The 15574-nt window shown below is 68.5% G+C and carries 10 protein-coding genes and 1 tRNA gene; 7 read left to right on the top strand and 4 right to left on the bottom strand.

Annotated features, from left to right (window positions below):
* Positions 1–28: 28 nt before the first annotated feature.
* From OHS03_RS33455 to OHS03_RS33445, 3 genes are all read left to right on the top strand, one after another.
* Positions 29–1828 carry an acetyl/propionyl/methylcrotonyl-CoA carboxylase subunit alpha gene (locus tag OHS03_RS33455; protein WP_056818056.1) on the top strand — a complete coding sequence of 600 codons (1800 nt, stop codon included), beginning with the start codon at positions 29–31 and terminating at the stop codon, positions 1826–1828.
* A 130-nt stretch (positions 1829–1958) separates the two neighbouring features.
* On the top strand, positions 1959–2927 hold the full coding sequence (locus OHS03_RS33450) for a patatin-like phospholipase family protein (protein WP_328659525.1): 969 nt from the start codon (positions 1959–1961) through the stop codon (positions 2925–2927).
* Between the two features lie 36 nt (positions 2928–2963).
* Positions 2964–3308, top strand: coding sequence for a hypothetical protein (locus OHS03_RS33445; protein WP_328659523.1), 345 nt, complete (start codon positions 2964–2966; stop codon positions 3306–3308).
* A gap of 62 nt (positions 3309–3370) precedes the next feature.
* On the opposite strand, the gene lat is transcribed toward OHS03_RS33445, so the two are convergent.
* Together lat and OHS03_RS33435 are read right to left on the bottom strand one after the other, a co-directional pair.
* Entirely contained in the window at positions 3371–4708 is a 1338-nt protein-coding gene (lat, locus tag OHS03_RS33440) for an L-lysine 6-transaminase (RefSeq protein WP_328659520.1), read from the bottom strand.
* Positions 4709–4774: 66 nt separating this feature from the next.
* Positions 4775–5227, bottom strand: coding sequence for an Lrp/AsnC family transcriptional regulator (locus tag OHS03_RS33435; protein WP_328659518.1), 453 nt, complete (start codon positions 5225–5227; stop codon positions 4775–4777).
* Between the two features lie 118 nt (positions 5228–5345).
* Between OHS03_RS33435 and amaB the strand changes: the two genes are divergently transcribed.
* Both amaB and OHS03_RS33425 read left to right on the top strand, forming a co-directional pair.
* Entirely contained in the window at positions 5346–6863 is a 1518-nt protein-coding gene (gene amaB, locus OHS03_RS33430; RefSeq protein WP_328659516.1) for an L-piperidine-6-carboxylate dehydrogenase, read from the top strand.
* A 72-nt stretch (positions 6864–6935) separates the two neighbouring features.
* A tRNA-Met gene (locus tag OHS03_RS33425) sits at positions 6936–7009 on the top strand.
* A 43-nt stretch (positions 7010–7052) separates the two neighbouring features.
* On the opposite strand, the gene OHS03_RS33420 is transcribed toward OHS03_RS33425, so the two are convergent.
* Entirely contained in the window at positions 7053–7601 is a 549-nt protein-coding gene (locus tag OHS03_RS33420) for a histidine phosphatase family protein (protein ID WP_056818063.1), read from the bottom strand.
* Between the two features lie 135 nt (positions 7602–7736).
* Here OHS03_RS33420 and OHS03_RS33415 point away from each other — a divergent pair, with 135 nt between their 5' ends.
* Together OHS03_RS33415 and OHS03_RS33410 are read left to right on the top strand one after the other, a co-directional pair.
* Entirely contained in the window at positions 7737–12890 is a 5154-nt protein-coding gene (locus OHS03_RS33415) for an Lhr family ATP-dependent helicase (RefSeq protein WP_328659514.1), read from the top strand.
* 4 nt (positions 12891–12894) lie between these two features.
* Complete coding sequence (locus OHS03_RS33410; protein WP_328659512.1) at positions 12895–13668, top strand: Fpg/Nei family DNA glycosylase; 774 nt, start codon at positions 12895–12897, stop codon at positions 13666–13668.
* A 16-nt stretch (positions 13669–13684) separates the two neighbouring features.
* Here OHS03_RS33410 and OHS03_RS33405 read toward each other — a convergent pair whose 3' ends face one another.
* Entirely contained in the window at positions 13685–15475 is a 1791-nt protein-coding gene (locus OHS03_RS33405; protein WP_328659510.1) for a glycerol-3-phosphate dehydrogenase/oxidase, read from the bottom strand.
* Between the last annotated feature and the right edge of the window lie 99 nt (positions 15476–15574).

Here is a 15574-nt window from a genome sequence, read left to right as displayed (position 1 = left end):
CGACCAAAGATTGCACACAGGAGGCTCAGTGCCCAGCCATGCCAGCGCACGGATCACAAAGGTACTCGTAGCTAACCGCGGCGAGATCGCGGTTCGCGTGATCCGGGCTGCCAAGGACGCGGGAATCACCAGCGTCGCGGTGTATGCCGAGCCCGATGCCGACGCTCCCTTCGTGAAGCTCGCCGACGAGGCCTTCGCCCTCGGCGGTCAGACCTCCGCCGAGTCGTACCTCGTGTTCGACAAGATCCTCGACGCCGCGGCCAAGTCCGGCGCCGACGCGATCCACCCCGGTTACGGTTTCCTCTCCGAGAACGCCGACTTCGCCCAGGCCGTCATCGACGCCGGGCTGATCTGGATCGGCCCGTCGCCGCAGTCCATCCGCGACCTCGGTGACAAGGTCACCGCGCGCCACATCGCCGAGAAGGCGAAGGCGCCGATGGCCGCGGGCACCAAGGACCCGGTCAAGAACGCCGACGAGGTCGTCGCGTTCGCCAAGGAATACGGCGTCCCGGTGGCCATCAAGGCCGCTTTCGGTGGCGGTGGCCGCGGCATGAAGGTCGCCCACACCATCGAAGAGATCCCCGAACTGTTCGAGTCGGCCACCCGTGAGGCCATCGCCGCCTTCGGTCGCGGCGAGTGCTTCGTCGAGCAGTACCTCGACAAGGCCCGCCATGTCGAAGCCCAGGTCATCGCCGACCAGCACGGCAACGTGGTCGTCGCCGGTACCCGCGACTGCTCGCTGCAGCGCCGGTTCCAGAAGCTCGTCGAGGAGGCGCCCGCGCCGTTCCTGTCCGACGAGGTTCGCGCCGCCATCCACGAGTCGGCCAAGCGCATCTGCCGCGAGGCGGGCTACTACGGCGCAGGCACCGTGGAGTACCTGGTGCAGGGCGAGACCGTGTCGTTCCTCGAGGTGAACACCCGACTGCAGGTGGAGCACCCGGTCACCGAGGAGACCGCGGGCATCGACCTGGTGCGTCAGCAGTTCGCGATCGCCAACGGCGACGAGCTGTCCATCAAGGAAGACCCCACCCCGCGTGGCCACTCGTTCGAGTTCCGGATCAACGGTGAGGACGCCGGTCGCGGCTTCCTGCCCGCTCCCGGCCCGGTGAACGTCTACCGCGAGCCCTCGGGCCCCGGTGTGCGCGTCGATTCCGGCGTGGTCCAGGGCAGCGTCATCGGCGGTCAGTTCGACTCGATGCTGGCCAAGCTGATCGTCACCGGCGAGAACCGCGAGCAGGCGCTGCAGCGCGCCCGTCGCGCGCTGGCCGAGTTCGATGTCGAGGGCCTGGCGACGGTGATCCCGTTCCACCGCGCGGTCATCGAGGATCCGGCGTTCATCGGTGACGGCGAGAAGTTCGACGTCTACACCAAGTGGATCGAAAACGAGTGGAAGAACACCGTCGAGCCGTACACGGCCGCCGGTGCCGCCGACGATGACGACGACGATCTGCCCCGGCAGAAGGTTGTCGTCGAGGTCGGTGGACGTCGCGTCGAGGTGTCGCTGCCCGGTCAGTTCACCCTCGGTGGCGGTGCGGCCGGTTCGGTCGGCAACGGTGTGGTTCGCAAGAAGCCGAAGGCGCGCAAGCGTGGCGGCGCCGGTGCCGGTGCCGCGTCGGGTGACGCGGTGACCGCGCCGATGCAGGGCACCGTCGTGAAGGTCGCGGTCGAAGAGGGCCAGACCGTCGAGGTGGGCGACCTGATCGTGGTGCTCGAGGCCATGAAGATGGAGAACCCGGTCAACGCGCACAAGGCCGGTGTCGTCACCGGGCTGGCCGTCGAGGCGGGCGCCGCGATCACCCAGGGCACCGTTCTGGCGGAGATCAAGTAGGTAGCAAGCTCACCAGCGGGCGTCGGTCTTCTCGGACCGGCGCCCGTTGTCGTTCGCCGGGGTGAACGGCGGACGAAAATCACCTGTCCGCGCCGGATGGGTGCCCGTGTTCTGTCGTATCGTGGATCGGGTGACCAGTACTGCGCACACCGGCCTGGACCCGCTCTCGACGCCGGGTTCGGCCACGGTGGCCGAGGTCATCCGGGCTCGCCGGGAATCCGGGCAGCGCGCCGACGGCAATCGGCTCGCGTTGGTGATCGAGGGCGGTGGCAGCCGCGGTGTGTACTCCAGCGGCATGGTCCAGGCGCTCGAGGAGTTGGGCCTGTCGACGGTGTTCGACGCCGTCTACGGCACCTCGGCCGGAGCGATCAACGGCGCGTGGCTGCTGTGCGGGCGCGCGGCGACGGGAATGCGTTCGTGGACCGACCCGGTGATCATGCGCCGCGTGGTCGATCCGGTGCGGATCTTCCGCGGTCGACCCGTCTTCGATCTGCACTATCTCGTGCATCGCGTGTACGACGGCATCGAGCCGATGGACTTTCCGGCCATCCTGGCCAATCCGACCACCTTCCACCCGATCGCGACCGATATCCGCACCGGGCAGTCGGTGGACCTCGGGCCCTACATCACCGATAAAAACACGCTCATGACGGCGCTACGGGCCTCTGCGGGCCTACCGCTGCTGGCGGGACCACCGGTAGCCCTCGCGGGCGGCAGCTACTTCGACGGCGGGCTCACCGAGACCGTCCCGATCCGCACCGCCGTGGCCGCGGGCGCCACCCACGCCCTGGTCCTGCGGACCCGCCGGACCGATGAACTCCGCCCGCCCGCTCCCCTGCTGCATCGGGTGGTCGGCGGCGGCTATATGCGCGCCATCGCGCCCGGCGCCTTCCGGGCGTGGAGCAAGCGGCCCGGCCAGCAGGCGGTCGAGGACAGCTACCTCGACGGGCTCGGCGATCACGTCCTCCAGGTGCACCCACCCGTCGGTTCCCCCGCCATCGACAGCGCGGCCCGCGACACCGACCTGCTCACCCGCGCCCTCGACATCGGTCGCACAGCGGTGCACTCACTGCTCGGCGGCGCCCTGCGCACGGCCTGACCCCGGCTCGGCGCACGGCACCACTAGGCTGCTCGCGTGGAACCGATCGAGATCAACGCAGGGTCCTGGTATCTGCGCGCCCTTCGCGCCGACGAGCGCATCGACGACCGACCCGCGCTGGCCGACGGCGGCATCACCGATCCGGACTACGTGGCCACCCGGTCGGCGCAGTGGGCCGATGAATCCCATTTCTCCTGGGCGGTCTGCGTTCCGACGACGGCCGAACTGGTCGCCGAGATCGGCGTGACACCGGGCCCCGACGACACCGCCACCGTCACCGGCTGGGCTCGTCCCGGCGAGGACGAGGCGCTGGCCGCCGGTCTGGCCTCGGTCCACCGCTTCGTCGCGGGCGCACTCGGATTGGCTGTTCCGCAGACCTGATTGCCGCTCCCGCATGGCACCGCGTGCCCGGCGGAACAGTCTCCGGGCACGCGGCCACACCGTCAGTGTTCTCGCGTGAGCACCGCGTCGAGTGCGCCGACGGCCTGACTCAGCTCGTCCTCGGTGACGGTCAACGGCGGCCGGAACCGGATGCTGCGCTCCCCTGTGCCGAGCAGCAGCACATGTTCACGGTCACGAAGCTCGGTCACCACCCGATCGCGCAGCTCCGGCGTCGCCAGGGTGATCGCGCACATCAGCCCACGCCCCCGCGCCTCGCTGACCTTGTCCGGGTGCGCGGTGGCGAGCTTGCCGAGCAGGTCGAGCAGATACGCACCGAGCGGCCCCGCGCCCTCGATCAGCCGATCCCGCTCCAGCACTTCGAGAATGCGCCGGGTGCGCACCATGTCGGTGAGGTTGCCGCCCCAGGTGGAGTTGAGCCGCGAGCTCACCTGGAAGACATTGTCGGCTACCTCGTCGACCCGCCCGCCCGCCATGATCCCGCAGACCTGGGTCTTCTTGCCGAAGGCGATCACATCGGGCTGCACGTCCAATTGCTGGAAGGCCCAGGTGGTTCCGGTCATGCCGACACCGGTCTGCACCTCGTCGAGGATGAACAGCGCGTCGTTGGCGTGGCACAGCCGCTGCATGGCGCCGAGGAATTCCGGTCGCAGGTGGCGGTCACCGCCTTCGCCCTGGATCGGCTCGGCGATGAAGCAGGCGATGTCGTGCGGGTTGTCGGCGAAGGCCTGTTCGGCCTGGGCTATGGCGCGCGCTTCGAGGGCGGCGATGTCGGGCCCGGCGAAGGTGTGCGGTGTGTCGATTCGCGGCCACTCGAATTTCGGGAATCGCGCGGTCTTGACCGGGTCGGTATTGGTGAGCGACAACGTATAGCCGCTCCGCCCGTGGAAGGCGCCGGTCAGGTGCAGCACCTTGGTGCCGAGATCCGTTGCGCGGCCGTGCAATTCGTTGCGTCTACTCTTCCAGTCGAAAGCGACTTTCAGCGCGTTCTCGACCGCGAGCGCACCACCGTCGACGAAGAACAGATGCGGTAAACGCGGATCACCGAGAACTCGGGCGAAGGTGTCGACGAAGCGGGCCATCTCGACGGTGTAGATATCGGAGTTGCTCGGCTTGTTCAGCGCGGCGGCGGCCAGTTCGGCGAGGAAGCTCTCGTCGCCGGCCAGCGCGGGATGGTTCATCCCGAGCGCGTTGGAGGCGAAGAAGCCGAACATGTCGAGATAGCTGGTGCCGTCGCGTTCGTCGACCAGCGTTCGGCCGTGCGACTCGTGTAGGTCGAGGACAAGCTCGAAACCGTCCGCGAGGATGTGCGAGGACAGGATTTCGTGGACCCGGTTGGCGGGGATGACCGCCGCGCCGGGGCGCTCCAGTTCGATGGTCATGAAACCGACGATACGCAAATATTTACGGAAGTTCCACGGAATCACGAATCAAATTACGGAAGATGACTACCTGTTATAGAATGTCTGCAGGATGATGGTGCTGCGGGTGTGTACGTTGGCCGTGGCCCTGATCTCCTGCAGCAGATGTTCCAGATGCCGAGGCGAGGCCACCCGCACCAGTAGGACGTAGCTCTCCTCGCCCGCCACCGAGTGGCACCCCTCGATGCCGGGGATGTGCTGCAGCAAGGCGGGCGCGTCATCGGGCTGGGACGGGTCGAGAGGAGTGATCGCGACGAACGCCGACAGCAAGTGCCCGAGAGCTTCGGGGTCCACCTGCGCCGCGTACCCCCGGATCACCCCGCGCGCTTCGAGCCTGCGCACCCGTGATTGCACCGCGGAAACCGAGAGACTGGCCTTCTCCGCCAGATTCGACAATGTAGCGCGACCGTCGGCCATCAGTTCTTTGATCAATAGTCGATCGATGTCATCGAGCTGGGGTCGAGCCGGTGTTTCCGCCATCAGCGAAGGCTAACTCAGCGTGGGGCCCGCGCGGGGAAAACTTCTTTCCGTTCCCCACCGAAATCTCCCGAACTTTTCCGTGAGTCGTACCAAACAGCAGAAGGTGAGCAGAGTACCGATGACGCAGACCGTGAACTTCTCCGAGCAGCTCTCCCTGCGAGCCAGGGCAGTGCTGCAGGGCCTCGGCGCCGCCGTGCCGGAACCCGGCCCGCTGCTCGCGCGCACGCCGATCTCCGGCGGTGTCCTGTTGCCCCTGACCGCCGACACCCCCGACGATGTCGATGCCGCGATCGGCCGCGCCGCCACCGCATTCGAGGCGTGGCGCACGGTCCCCGCGCCCGTCCGGGCGGCGTTGGTGCGCAGGCTGGCCCAGTTGCTGGTGACCAATCAGAACGAGCTGGCCGAGCTGGTGACCCTGGAGGCGGGCAAGATCGGCCCCGAGGCACTGGGCGAAGTGCAGGAGATGATCGATGTCTGCGAGTTCGCGATCGGGCTGTCGCGCCAACTCTACGGCGCCACAATGCCTTCCGAGCGGCCCGGACACCGACTCATGGAGACGTGGCATCCGCTCGGCGTCGTCGGGGTGATCTCGGCGTTCAATTTCCCTGTCGCGGTGTGGGCGTGGAATACCGCCATCGCGCTGGTGTGCGGGGACACGGTGGTCTGGAAGCCGTCGGAGACCACGCCGTTGACGGCGTTGGCGTGCCACACGCTGCTGCGTCGCGCGGCGGTCGAGGTGGGCGCCGATCCCGAAGTGCACCAACTGATCCAAGGTGACGCCACGGTCGGATCCGCGTTGGTCGACGATCCTCGGGTCGCCCTGGTGAGCGCGACCGGTTCGGTGCGGATGGGCGCCACCGTCGCCCCGCGGGTGGCCGGGCGGTTCGGGCGCTGCCTGCTCGAACTGGGCGGAAACAACGCCGCGATCGTGGCGTCGAGTGCCGATCTGGAGCTGGCGGTGCGCGGCATCGTCTTCTCGGCGGCCGGGACGGCGGGGCAGCGGTGTACGAGTCTGCGGCGGTTGATCGTGCATCGTTCGATCGCCGACCAGCTGGTCGACCGGCTGGCCGCGGCGTACAGCCAACTCCCCGTGGGCAATCCACTCGACGACGGGGTGCTGGTCGGACCGCTGATCAACGAGCGCGCCTTCGCGGCGATGCAGCAGGCGCTGGTCGGCGCGGTGGCCGAAGGCGGCGACATCATCTGCGGCGGTGAGCGAGTCGAGGTACTCGGCCCCGACGCCTACTACGTGCGCCCCGCCCTTGTTCGCATGCCCGAGCAGACCGAGCTCGTGCGCGAGGAGACCTTCGCACCGATTCTGTACGTGCTGACCTACGACGACATCGACGAGGCCATCGCACTCAACAACGATGTGACACAGGGACTTTCCTCGTCCATCTTCACTCTCGACCAGCGCGAGGCCGAACAGTTCCTGGCCGGATCCGACTGCGGCATCGCCAATGTCAATATCGGGACATCGGGTGCGGAGATCGGCGGCGCGTTCGGCGGGGAGAAACACACCGGCGGCGGCAGGGAATCGGGCTCGGACTCCTGGAAGGCCTACATGCGCCGGGCCACCAACACCGTCAACTACTCCACCGAGCTCCCGCTCGCGCAGGGCATCCATTTCGGCTGAACAGCCAGGCGCGACTGCGCCCACCAGGCGATTTCACCTTCTGACCCACCCCGTGTAAAGTGGTATTTGCAACGCGGGATGGAGCAGCTCGGTAGCTCGCTGGGCTCATAACCCAGAGGTCGCAGGTTCAAATCCTGTTCCCGCTACTACGAAGAAGGCCCCGGATTTTCGAATCCGGGGCCTTCTTCGTTATCCGTTGCCGAGTCGCAGGGTCCAGTTCCCGCGATAGTGCAGCCGGGTAATGCTCGCGGGCGGAACATCCATGCGCCAGAACGACTTCGCCGGTGCGTCGAGCACCACGAGCAGCGCCGCGCGCACCACGGCCGGATGCGTCACCGCCACGGTGTTCTGCCCCGACGACGCGATCTCGGCCAACCAGAACCGCACCCGATCGACCAGATCGGTGACGGATTCGCCACCGTGCCCACGGAATTCGGGATCGGTCAGCCAGGCGAACAACTGATCCTGCGCGAGTTTGCCCATCTCACTGCCGCGCCACGACCCCGCATCAAGATCACGTAATCGCACGTCCTGTTCGCCGACGAGGCCCAATTCCTCCGCCGTCTCCCGAGCCCGCCGCTCCGGTCCTGTCCGCACCAACGCTTCATCGAGCGGTACACAGGCACGCACAGCGGCCCGCCCCGACTCGTCCAGGGGTTCGTCGACAGGAAAACGCGCCTTACGTACCGCCTCGGTAAGGCCATGGCCGACCAGGTCGACTCTCAGCACCGTTTGCACGAGAGTCGAGGGTAGCGACGAATGCGATCCACGCCACAACCCGGTCTGCGGGCCGCCCGGTCATCGGCATATCCACGCAGGTGGGGGTGCATGATGCCGGCGAAGTTGTCGGTGGGTCGGTGCACACTTGGTGTCATGGATCGGTTCTCCCCCGCGACGGCACAGTGGTTCGACGGTGCCTTCCCCGGCGCGACGTCGGCCCAGCTCGGCGCGTGGGACGCGATCGCCGCCGGGGAGAACACGCTGGTGATCGCGCCGACGGGATCGGGCAAGACCTTGTCGGCGTTCTTGTGGGCCATCGACCAGCTGGCGCACCGGGACCCACCGGAGCCGGGCGCATCCCGCGGCACGTCGGTGCTCTATGTCTCGCCGTTGAAGGCGCTGGCCGTGGATGTGGAGCGCAATCTGCGAGCGCCGCTGGTCGGCGTGACGCAGACGGCGAAACGGTTGGGACTCGACCCGCCGGAGATCTCGGTGGGAGTGCGCTCCGGTGACACGCCGCCTGCCCAGCGCCGGGCCATGCTCCGCACGCCGCCGGACATTCTCATCACCACTCCCGAGTCGCTGTTTCTGCTGTTGACCTCGGCGGCTCGCAAGACGCTCGCCCAGGTCGACACGGTGATCGTCGACGAAGTGCACGCCATCGCCGGGTCGAAGCGCGGCGCCCACCTGGCGCTGTCGCTCGCTCGACTCGACCAGCTCACCGAGAAGCCCGCGCAGCGGATCGGGTTGTCGGCGACGGTGCGCCCGCCCGAGGAGGTCGGACGGTTCCTGGTCGGCAACGCGCCGATCACCATCGTGCGCCCGCCCGCGCCGAAGACCTTCGACCTGTCGGTGCGGGTGCCGGTGGCCGATATGACCGACCCGGGGGGCGACTCCGATCAGCCGGGCTCGATCTGGCCGCATGTCGACGAGGCGATCGTCGACCTGGTGCTCGAGCACCGGTCCTCGATCGTGTTCGCCAACTCGCGACGGCTGTCGGAGCGATTGACCGCGCGACTCAACGAGACCTACTCCGCGCGGCTCGGCGAGCCAGTGGACACCGAGCACAAGCCACCCGCCCAATTGGGGCCGTCCACCGAGGTGATCCACGGGGCCGACCACCTGTTGGCCCGCGCGCATCACGGGTCGGTCAGCAAGGAACAACGCGCCATCATCGAGGACGATCTCAAGACCGGTCGCCTGCGCTGTGTGGTGGCCACCAGCAGTCTCGAACTCGGCATCGATATGGGCGCGGTGGACCTGGTGGTGCAGGTGGAGGCGCCGCCGTCGGTGGCAAGCGGCTTGCAGCGAGTCGGCCGCGCCGGGCACCAGGTGGGTGAGATCTCGCGCGGCGTGCTGTTTCCCAAGCACCGCACCGATGTCATCCATTGCACCGTGGCTGCCCAGCGCATGCTCTCGGGTGAGATCGAGAAGCTCCAGATCCCCGCGCACCCACTCGACATCCTCGCCCAGCAGACGGTGGCGGCCTGCGCGCTCGAACCGATCGACGTCGACAGCTGGTTCGATATCGTCCGCTCCACCGGCAGCTACGCGAACCTGCCGCGCTCGGCCTACGAATCGGTGCTCGACCTGTTGGCCGGGCGCTATCCGTCCGACGAGTTCGCCGAACTGCGGCCGCGCGTGGTGTGGGACCGCGACGCGGGCACCATCACCGGCCGTCCCGGTGCGCAGCGCCTGGCGGTGACCTCCGGCGGCGCGATCCCCGACCGTGGCATGTTCGCGGTGTTCATGGTGGGCGAAAAGGCGTCGCGAGTAGGCGAACTCGACGAGGAGATGGTCTACGAATCGCGCGTCGGCGATGTGTTCGCGCTCGGCGCGACCAGTTGGCGGATCGAGGAGATCACCTTCGATCGAGTGCTGGTGTCGCCCGCCTTCGGACTACCGGGCAGGTTGCCGTTCTGGCATGGTGACGGTTTGGGTCGTCCGGCCGAATTGGGCGCCGCGCTGGGCGAATTCGTGCGCACGGCGGGTCAGGTCCCAGCCGACGAGCTGTCCCGGATCGTGGCGAACATGGGCTCCGGCGCCGCACTGACCCCGGCCGACCTCACGTCGGAAGTTCCCGCACCCACCAAGTCGACCCGGGGCTCGAAGAAGGCCGGGCGTGCCGCAGCGTCCAGCGTCGACGACGCCGCCGAGGGGCAGATTGCCACTCCGAGGAAGGCGAAGTCGTCCGCGGAGCAGAGCAAGCCCGCGGTAAGACTCGAGCAATTGGTGCGCACCGCCGGACTCGATCAGAACGCGACAGCGAATCTGGTGGGTCTGCTCGAGGAACAGCGCAGTGCGACAGGTCAATTGCCCACCGACCGCACGCTGGTCGTGGAACGGTTCCGCGACGAACTCGGCGACTGGCGCCTGGTCCTGCATTCCCCCTACGGCACTCCGGTGCACGCACCGTGGGCACTGGCGGTGGGCGCGCGCCTCCAGGAACAGTTCGGCATCGACGCCGCCCCGACGGCCTCCGACGACGGCATCGTGGTGCGCCTCCCCGATACCACCGATCAACCGCCCGGCGCCGAACTGTTCGCCTTCGAGCCCGACGAGATCGACGACATCGTCACCGAACAAGTCGGCGGCTCAGCCCTTTTCGCGTCGCGCTTCCGCGAATGCGCAGCCAGGGCGCTGCTGCTGCCGCGCCGCGATCCCGGCAAGCGCGCCCCGCTGTGGCAGCAGCGGCAGCGCTCGGCCCAATTGCTGGACGTTGCACGCAAGTTCCCGCAGTTCCCGATCCTGCTGGAAACCGTCCGCGAATGCCTGCGCGACGTATACGACCTGCCCGCCCTGCGCGACCTGCTCACCAAGGTGGCCCGCCGCGAGATCCGCCTGATCGAGGTCGAAACCGCGAGCCCGTCGCCCTTCGCGGGCGCTCTGCTGTTCTCCTACATCGGCCAATTCCTCTACGACGGCGACAGCCCGCTGGCCGAACGCCGAGCCGCCGCACTGGCGCTGGACTCCAGCCTGCTCGCCGAACTCCTCGGCCGGGTCGAGCTCCGCGAACTCCTCGACCCCGACGTCATCACCCTGACCGAGCAGGAACTCCAACGCCTCACCCCCGAACGTCGAGCCCGCGATGCCGAGGGTCTGGCCGACCTCCTGCGTCTACTGGGCCCCCTCACGCCCGTCGAAGCCGCGGCTCGCTGCGTCCCCCGGCCCGGCACCGCATCCGCCGCCCGGCACGCCGAGGCCATGGAAAGTCGAGCACCCGACGACTACCGCACGCACGAGCTCGCCTCGGAATCCGGTGAGCTCGCCGCAGGACCCAGCGGGGGCACGCTCGCAGCCGAGCCGTCCGATCCCGCTGCCGCCGCAGCGATTGCTGCGCCCTCCGACGGGATGGATGGCGGACTCGCTTCCGGTCAGGGTGAGCGTGACCTCCTCATCGACTCCGACGCGCCCGCGTGGTTCGCGGAACTACGGGATTCGCGTCGGGCGCTCGAGGTTTCGTTCGCGGGACGAACCTGGTGGGTGGCAGTCGAGGACGCGGCGCGCCTGCGGGACGCACTCGGGGTGCCGTTACCGATCGGGGTGCCCGCGGCGTTCATCGAACCGGTGCCCGATCCGCTGGGCGACCTCGTCGGCCGCTACGCGCGCACCCATGCGCCGTTCACGACGGCCGCGGTCGCCGACCGCTTCGGCTTGGGTACCGCCGTCGCCGCGACGTCGCTGCACCGCCTGCTCGCCGAAAAGCGGGTCGTGGAAGGGGAGTTCACGCCGGGTACCGCCGGCGGCGAGTGGTGTGATGCCCAGGTCTTGCGCCGGTTGCGCCGCCGTTCGCTGGCTGCCGCTCGGCACGAGGTCGAGCCGGTGTCCACCGCCGCCTTCGCACGTTTCCTGCCCGCCTGGCAACACGTCGGTTCCGGCGAGCTGCGTGGCGTCGACGGCGTGGCGACAGTGGTGGAACAGCTTGCGGGCGTGCCGATTCCGGCCTCGGCCTGGGAGTCGCTGATCCTGCCGACACGAGTGCGCGACTACTCCCCCGCCATGCTGGACGAGCTGATGGCGACCGGCGAGGTGGTGTGGTCCGGCCACGGCGCCATCACCGCCCGTGACGGCTGGATCGCCCTGCACCTGGCCGACCAGGCCCCGTTCACGCTGCCGCCCGCCGATGACATCGACCCCACCGACATCCAGCTCAGCCTTCTGGTTGCCCTCGGCGCGAACCTGGAACCATGGCCCCCACCCGGCACCGACTCGAAGGCGCCCGGCCCGCGCGCGAAGGCCGCTCGTGGAAAAGCGCCGGCTGACAAGGTCGTCGACCTCGACGCCGCCGAGTCGGCACAACCGGCCCGCGGCAACGGCCAACGACCTGATCCAGCACACGATGCGCCCACCGAGTCCGGTGGTGTCACACGATTACCACCCACACTGACCGGCGGCGGTGCCTATTTCTTCCGCCAACTCTCCGATGCCGCGGGTCTGCTCGACGACAAGGCGGCCGGGGACGCACTGTGGCAGCTGGTCTGGGCGGGATACGTCTCCGGTGACACCTTCGCCCCGGTGCGCGCCCTGCTGTCCGGCACCGCCCGGACCACCACCGCGCACCGCACCCCGCGCCGCGCTCCCCGAGGTCGCGCGTACCTGCCGCGACCATCGATGCCGACCCGGTCCGGTCCGCCCACGCTGGCGGGCCGCTGGTCGATCCTGCCCGAACGCGTGCGGGACAACACCGTTCGCGCCCACGCCACCGCCGATCAGCTCGTCGAACGCTACGGCGTGCTGACTCGGGGCTCGGTGCAGAACGAAGGGATCTCCGGTGGGTTCCAGCTGATGTACCGGGTGCTCACCGAGTTCGAGGATCGCGGCCGTTGCCGGCGCGGCTATTTCGTCGACACGCTCGGCGGCGCCCAGTTCTCCACCACCGATACCGTCGATCGCCTGCGTTCGTTCGACACCGACCGTGACAACACCAGAGCCGGCGTCGCGCTCGCCCTCGCGGCGTGCGACCCCGCCAACCCCTACGGCGCGGCCCTGCCGTGGCCGAAGGGCGACGCCGAAGGCGGTCATCGGCCGGGCCGTAAGGCGGGCGCGGTGGTGGTGCTGGTCGGCGGCGAGTTGGTGCTCTACTCCGAGCGCGGCGGCAAGACTCTGCTCAGTTTCACCGAGGACATCGGTCTGCGCCGTGCGGCCGCGATCGCGCTGGCCGGACTGGTGCGCGACCGCAGGGTCGACAGCTTGGTGATCGACAAGATCAACGGAGAAACCGTGCACGGCAACCTGTTCGTCGAAGTCCTGATCGAAGCCGGTTTCTCGATGACCCCCAGCGGTCTGCGACTGCGTAGGCAGGTGTAGCCGAATGCCCGAGGGCGACACCGTCTTCCACGCCGCGAAGCGCCTACGCACGGCCCTGGTCGGTAGAACTCTGACCCGCAGCGACTTCCGGGTCCCGCGCTACGCCACCGTGAATCTGGTCGGCGAGTCCGTCGAGGAGGTCGCCAGCTACGGCAAGCACCTGTTCATCCGCACCGACCGTGTGAGCATCCACACCCATCTGAAGATGGAAGGCGTGTGGCGGGTGTTCCACCGCGGCCAGCGCTGGACCAAACCCGCGGTCACCGCGCGACTGGTGCTCGCCAACGACGAGTTCGAGGCCGTCGGCTTCTCGCTGGGCAAGGTTCAAGTGCTGGCGCGCGCCGACGAACACACCGTCATCGGCCATCTCGGCCCCGATCTCCTCGGCCCGGACTGGGATGCGGCCGAAGCCTTGCGCAGGCTCACCGAGTACCCCCGTCGCGCCATCGGTCTCGCCCTGCTCGACCAGCGCAATCTGGCAGGCATCGGCAACATCTACCGCAGCGAGATCTGCTTTCTGCGCAAAGTCCACCCGGTTACCGCCGTCGGCGACATCCCCGATCTCGTGGCGCTCGTCGACGAAGCTCACCGCGTCCTCGGCAAGGCCGCACACCAACCACCATGGCGCGCCATGGTCTACGGCCGTACTCGCCGTTCCTGCCCCCGCTGCGGCACCCCCATCGCCTCCCAACTCCTCGGTGAGGACGACCCCGCCGACCGCATCACCCAGCGCGAACGCGGCATCTACTTCTGCCCACGCTGTCAGCCCCTACCCTGAAATCGTCTACTGAGGCTCAGCGGTCCTGCGGTACCGGTTCCAGCAGTTGTGGACGCGGCTCGGGAGCGGCGGCGCGTAGTGCGTCGGCCGACGTGTCGTCGGGTTGGGTCTGCGATTCGATTTCGGCCCGCACGCGCGCCTGATACGTGGATACCTCGCGGTCGATATCGTCGGCGTCCCAACCGAGTACGGGTGCGACGAGGTGGGCCACCTGTTCGGCGCTGTTCGCGCCGCGATCGGAGTATTCGATCGAGATGCGGGTGCGACGGGCCAGGATGTCGTCGAGGTGCAGCGCGCCCTCCGCGGCGGCCGCGTACACCGCTTCGACCTGCAAGTAGGCGGGGGCGTCGGTAATCGGTTGCAGCAGTTCGGGTTTGCCCGCGGCCATGGCGAGGACCTCGTCGACCAGGGAGCCGTAGCGGTCGAGCAGGTGCGTCATCCGGTACGGGTGGATGCGGTAGTGCTCGGCCAGCTGCACGGTCTGGTTGACCAGCGCGAAGTAGCCGTCGGCGCCGAGCAGCGCGACCTTCTCGGTGATCGAGGGCGACACGCGCGCCGGAATGTCCTGTGCGGCTTCATCCATCGCGTCGGCCGCCATCACCCGATAGGTGGTGTACTTGCCGCCCGCGATGCTGACCAGTCCGGGCGCGACCCTGGCCACGGCGTGTTCGCGCGAAAGCTTGGAGGTCTCGTCGTTCTCCCCCGCGAGCAAGGGGCGCAGGCCCGCGTAGACCCCGTCGATGTCGGCGTGGGTGAGCGGGGTGACCAGCACCTCGTTGACCCGGCCGAGCAGGTAGTCGATATCGGCCTTGGTCGCCGCGGGGTGGGCGAGGTCGAGATTCCAGTCGGTGTCGGTGGTGCCGACGATCCAGTGCGCGCCCCACGGGATGACGAACAGCACCGAGGTTGCGGTGCGCAGGATGATCGCGGCATCGCTGACGATGCGGTCGCGCGGCACCACGATGTGCACACCCTTGGACGCGCGCACATGGAATCGGCCACGTTGATTCGACAGACCCTGCACCTCGTCGGTCCAGACGCCCGTCGCGTTGATCACCACATTCGCGCGCGCCTCGCCGGTGCGCCCGTCCTCGGTGTCACGCAGTTTCACCCCGACGACCCGGTCGGCTTCGCGCAGGAACCCGACGACCTGCGTGGAGGTGCGGATGACCGCGCCGTAGTGGGCGGCGGTGCGGGCGACCGTCATGGTGTGGCGGGCGTCGTCGACCACGGTGTCGTAGTAGGTGACGCCGCCGATCATCGAATCCCGGCGCAGGCCGGGAGCGAGGCGCAGCGCGCCGTGCCGGGTCAGATGATGCTGTCCCGGAACCGATTTCGCGCCGCCCATGGAGCCGTAGAGGGTCAGGCCTGCGGCTACGTACGGTCGTTCCCATACGCGGTGGGTCAGCGGGTAGAGGAAGCGCAGCGGCTTCACCAGGTGCGGCGCCAAGGTCGACAGGGCCAGCTCACGTTCCTTCAGAGCTTCCCTGACCAGCCCGAATTCGAGCTGTTCGAGGTAGCGCAGGCCGCCGTGGAACATCTTCGACGAGCGGCTCGACGTGCCCGATGCGAGATCACGGGCTTCGACCAGCGCGACCGACAGACCGCGCGTCGCGGCGTCGAGCGCGATACCGGCGCCGACGACTCCGCCGCCGACGACCAGGACATCGAACTGATCCTTGCCCAGACGCTCCCAGGCGCTGCGCCGATGTTCGGGCCCCAGCTCACCCGGCCCGAGCCGGTCCCGCTTCCCGCCCGCGACCAGCTCTCCCGGGTGCAGGAACGGAAACTCCGGTGTCTGCGACATGCTCGACTCCTCGCCGCCGGCCGAGGAACGGCCGGTCCCAGTCGACAGTGGGGGCGAACGCCGCGTTCGGCGGCGCCGCTGCGTACAGGCTAAACGTAG

Source organism: Nocardia salmonicida (assembly GCF_036142455.1).
GTDB lineage: Bacteria > Actinomycetota > Actinomycetes > Mycobacteriales > Mycobacteriaceae > Nocardia > Nocardia salmonicida.
The sequence above is the reverse complement of the archived record's forward strand: the minus strand, read 5'-3'. Positions and strand labels throughout refer to the sequence as shown.

What these genes read in the sequence shown, in the direction of transcription:
- OHS03_RS33415 (WP_328659514.1), top strand. Translation starts at nt 7,737, where the DNA reads ATGGATCGGTTCTCCCCCGCGACGGCACAGTGGTTCGACGGTGCCTTC.
- amaB (WP_328659516.1), top strand. Translation starts at nt 5,346, where the DNA reads ATGACGCAGACCGTGAACTTCTCCGAGCAGCTCTCCCTGCGAGCCAGG.
- lat (WP_328659520.1), bottom strand. Translation starts at nt 4,708, where the DNA reads ATGACCATCGAACTGGAGCGCCCCGGCGCGGCGGTCATCCCCGCCAAC.
- OHS03_RS33405 (WP_328659510.1), bottom strand. Translation starts at nt 15,475, where the DNA reads ATGTCGCAGACACCGGAGTTTCCGTTCCTGCACCCGGGAGAGCTGGTC.
- OHS03_RS33435 (WP_328659518.1), bottom strand. Translation starts at nt 5,227, where the DNA reads ATGGCGGAAACACCGGCTCGACCCCAGCTCGATGACATCGATCGACTA.
- OHS03_RS33410 (WP_328659512.1), top strand. Translation starts at nt 12,895, where the DNA reads ATGCCCGAGGGCGACACCGTCTTCCACGCCGCGAAGCGCCTACGCACG.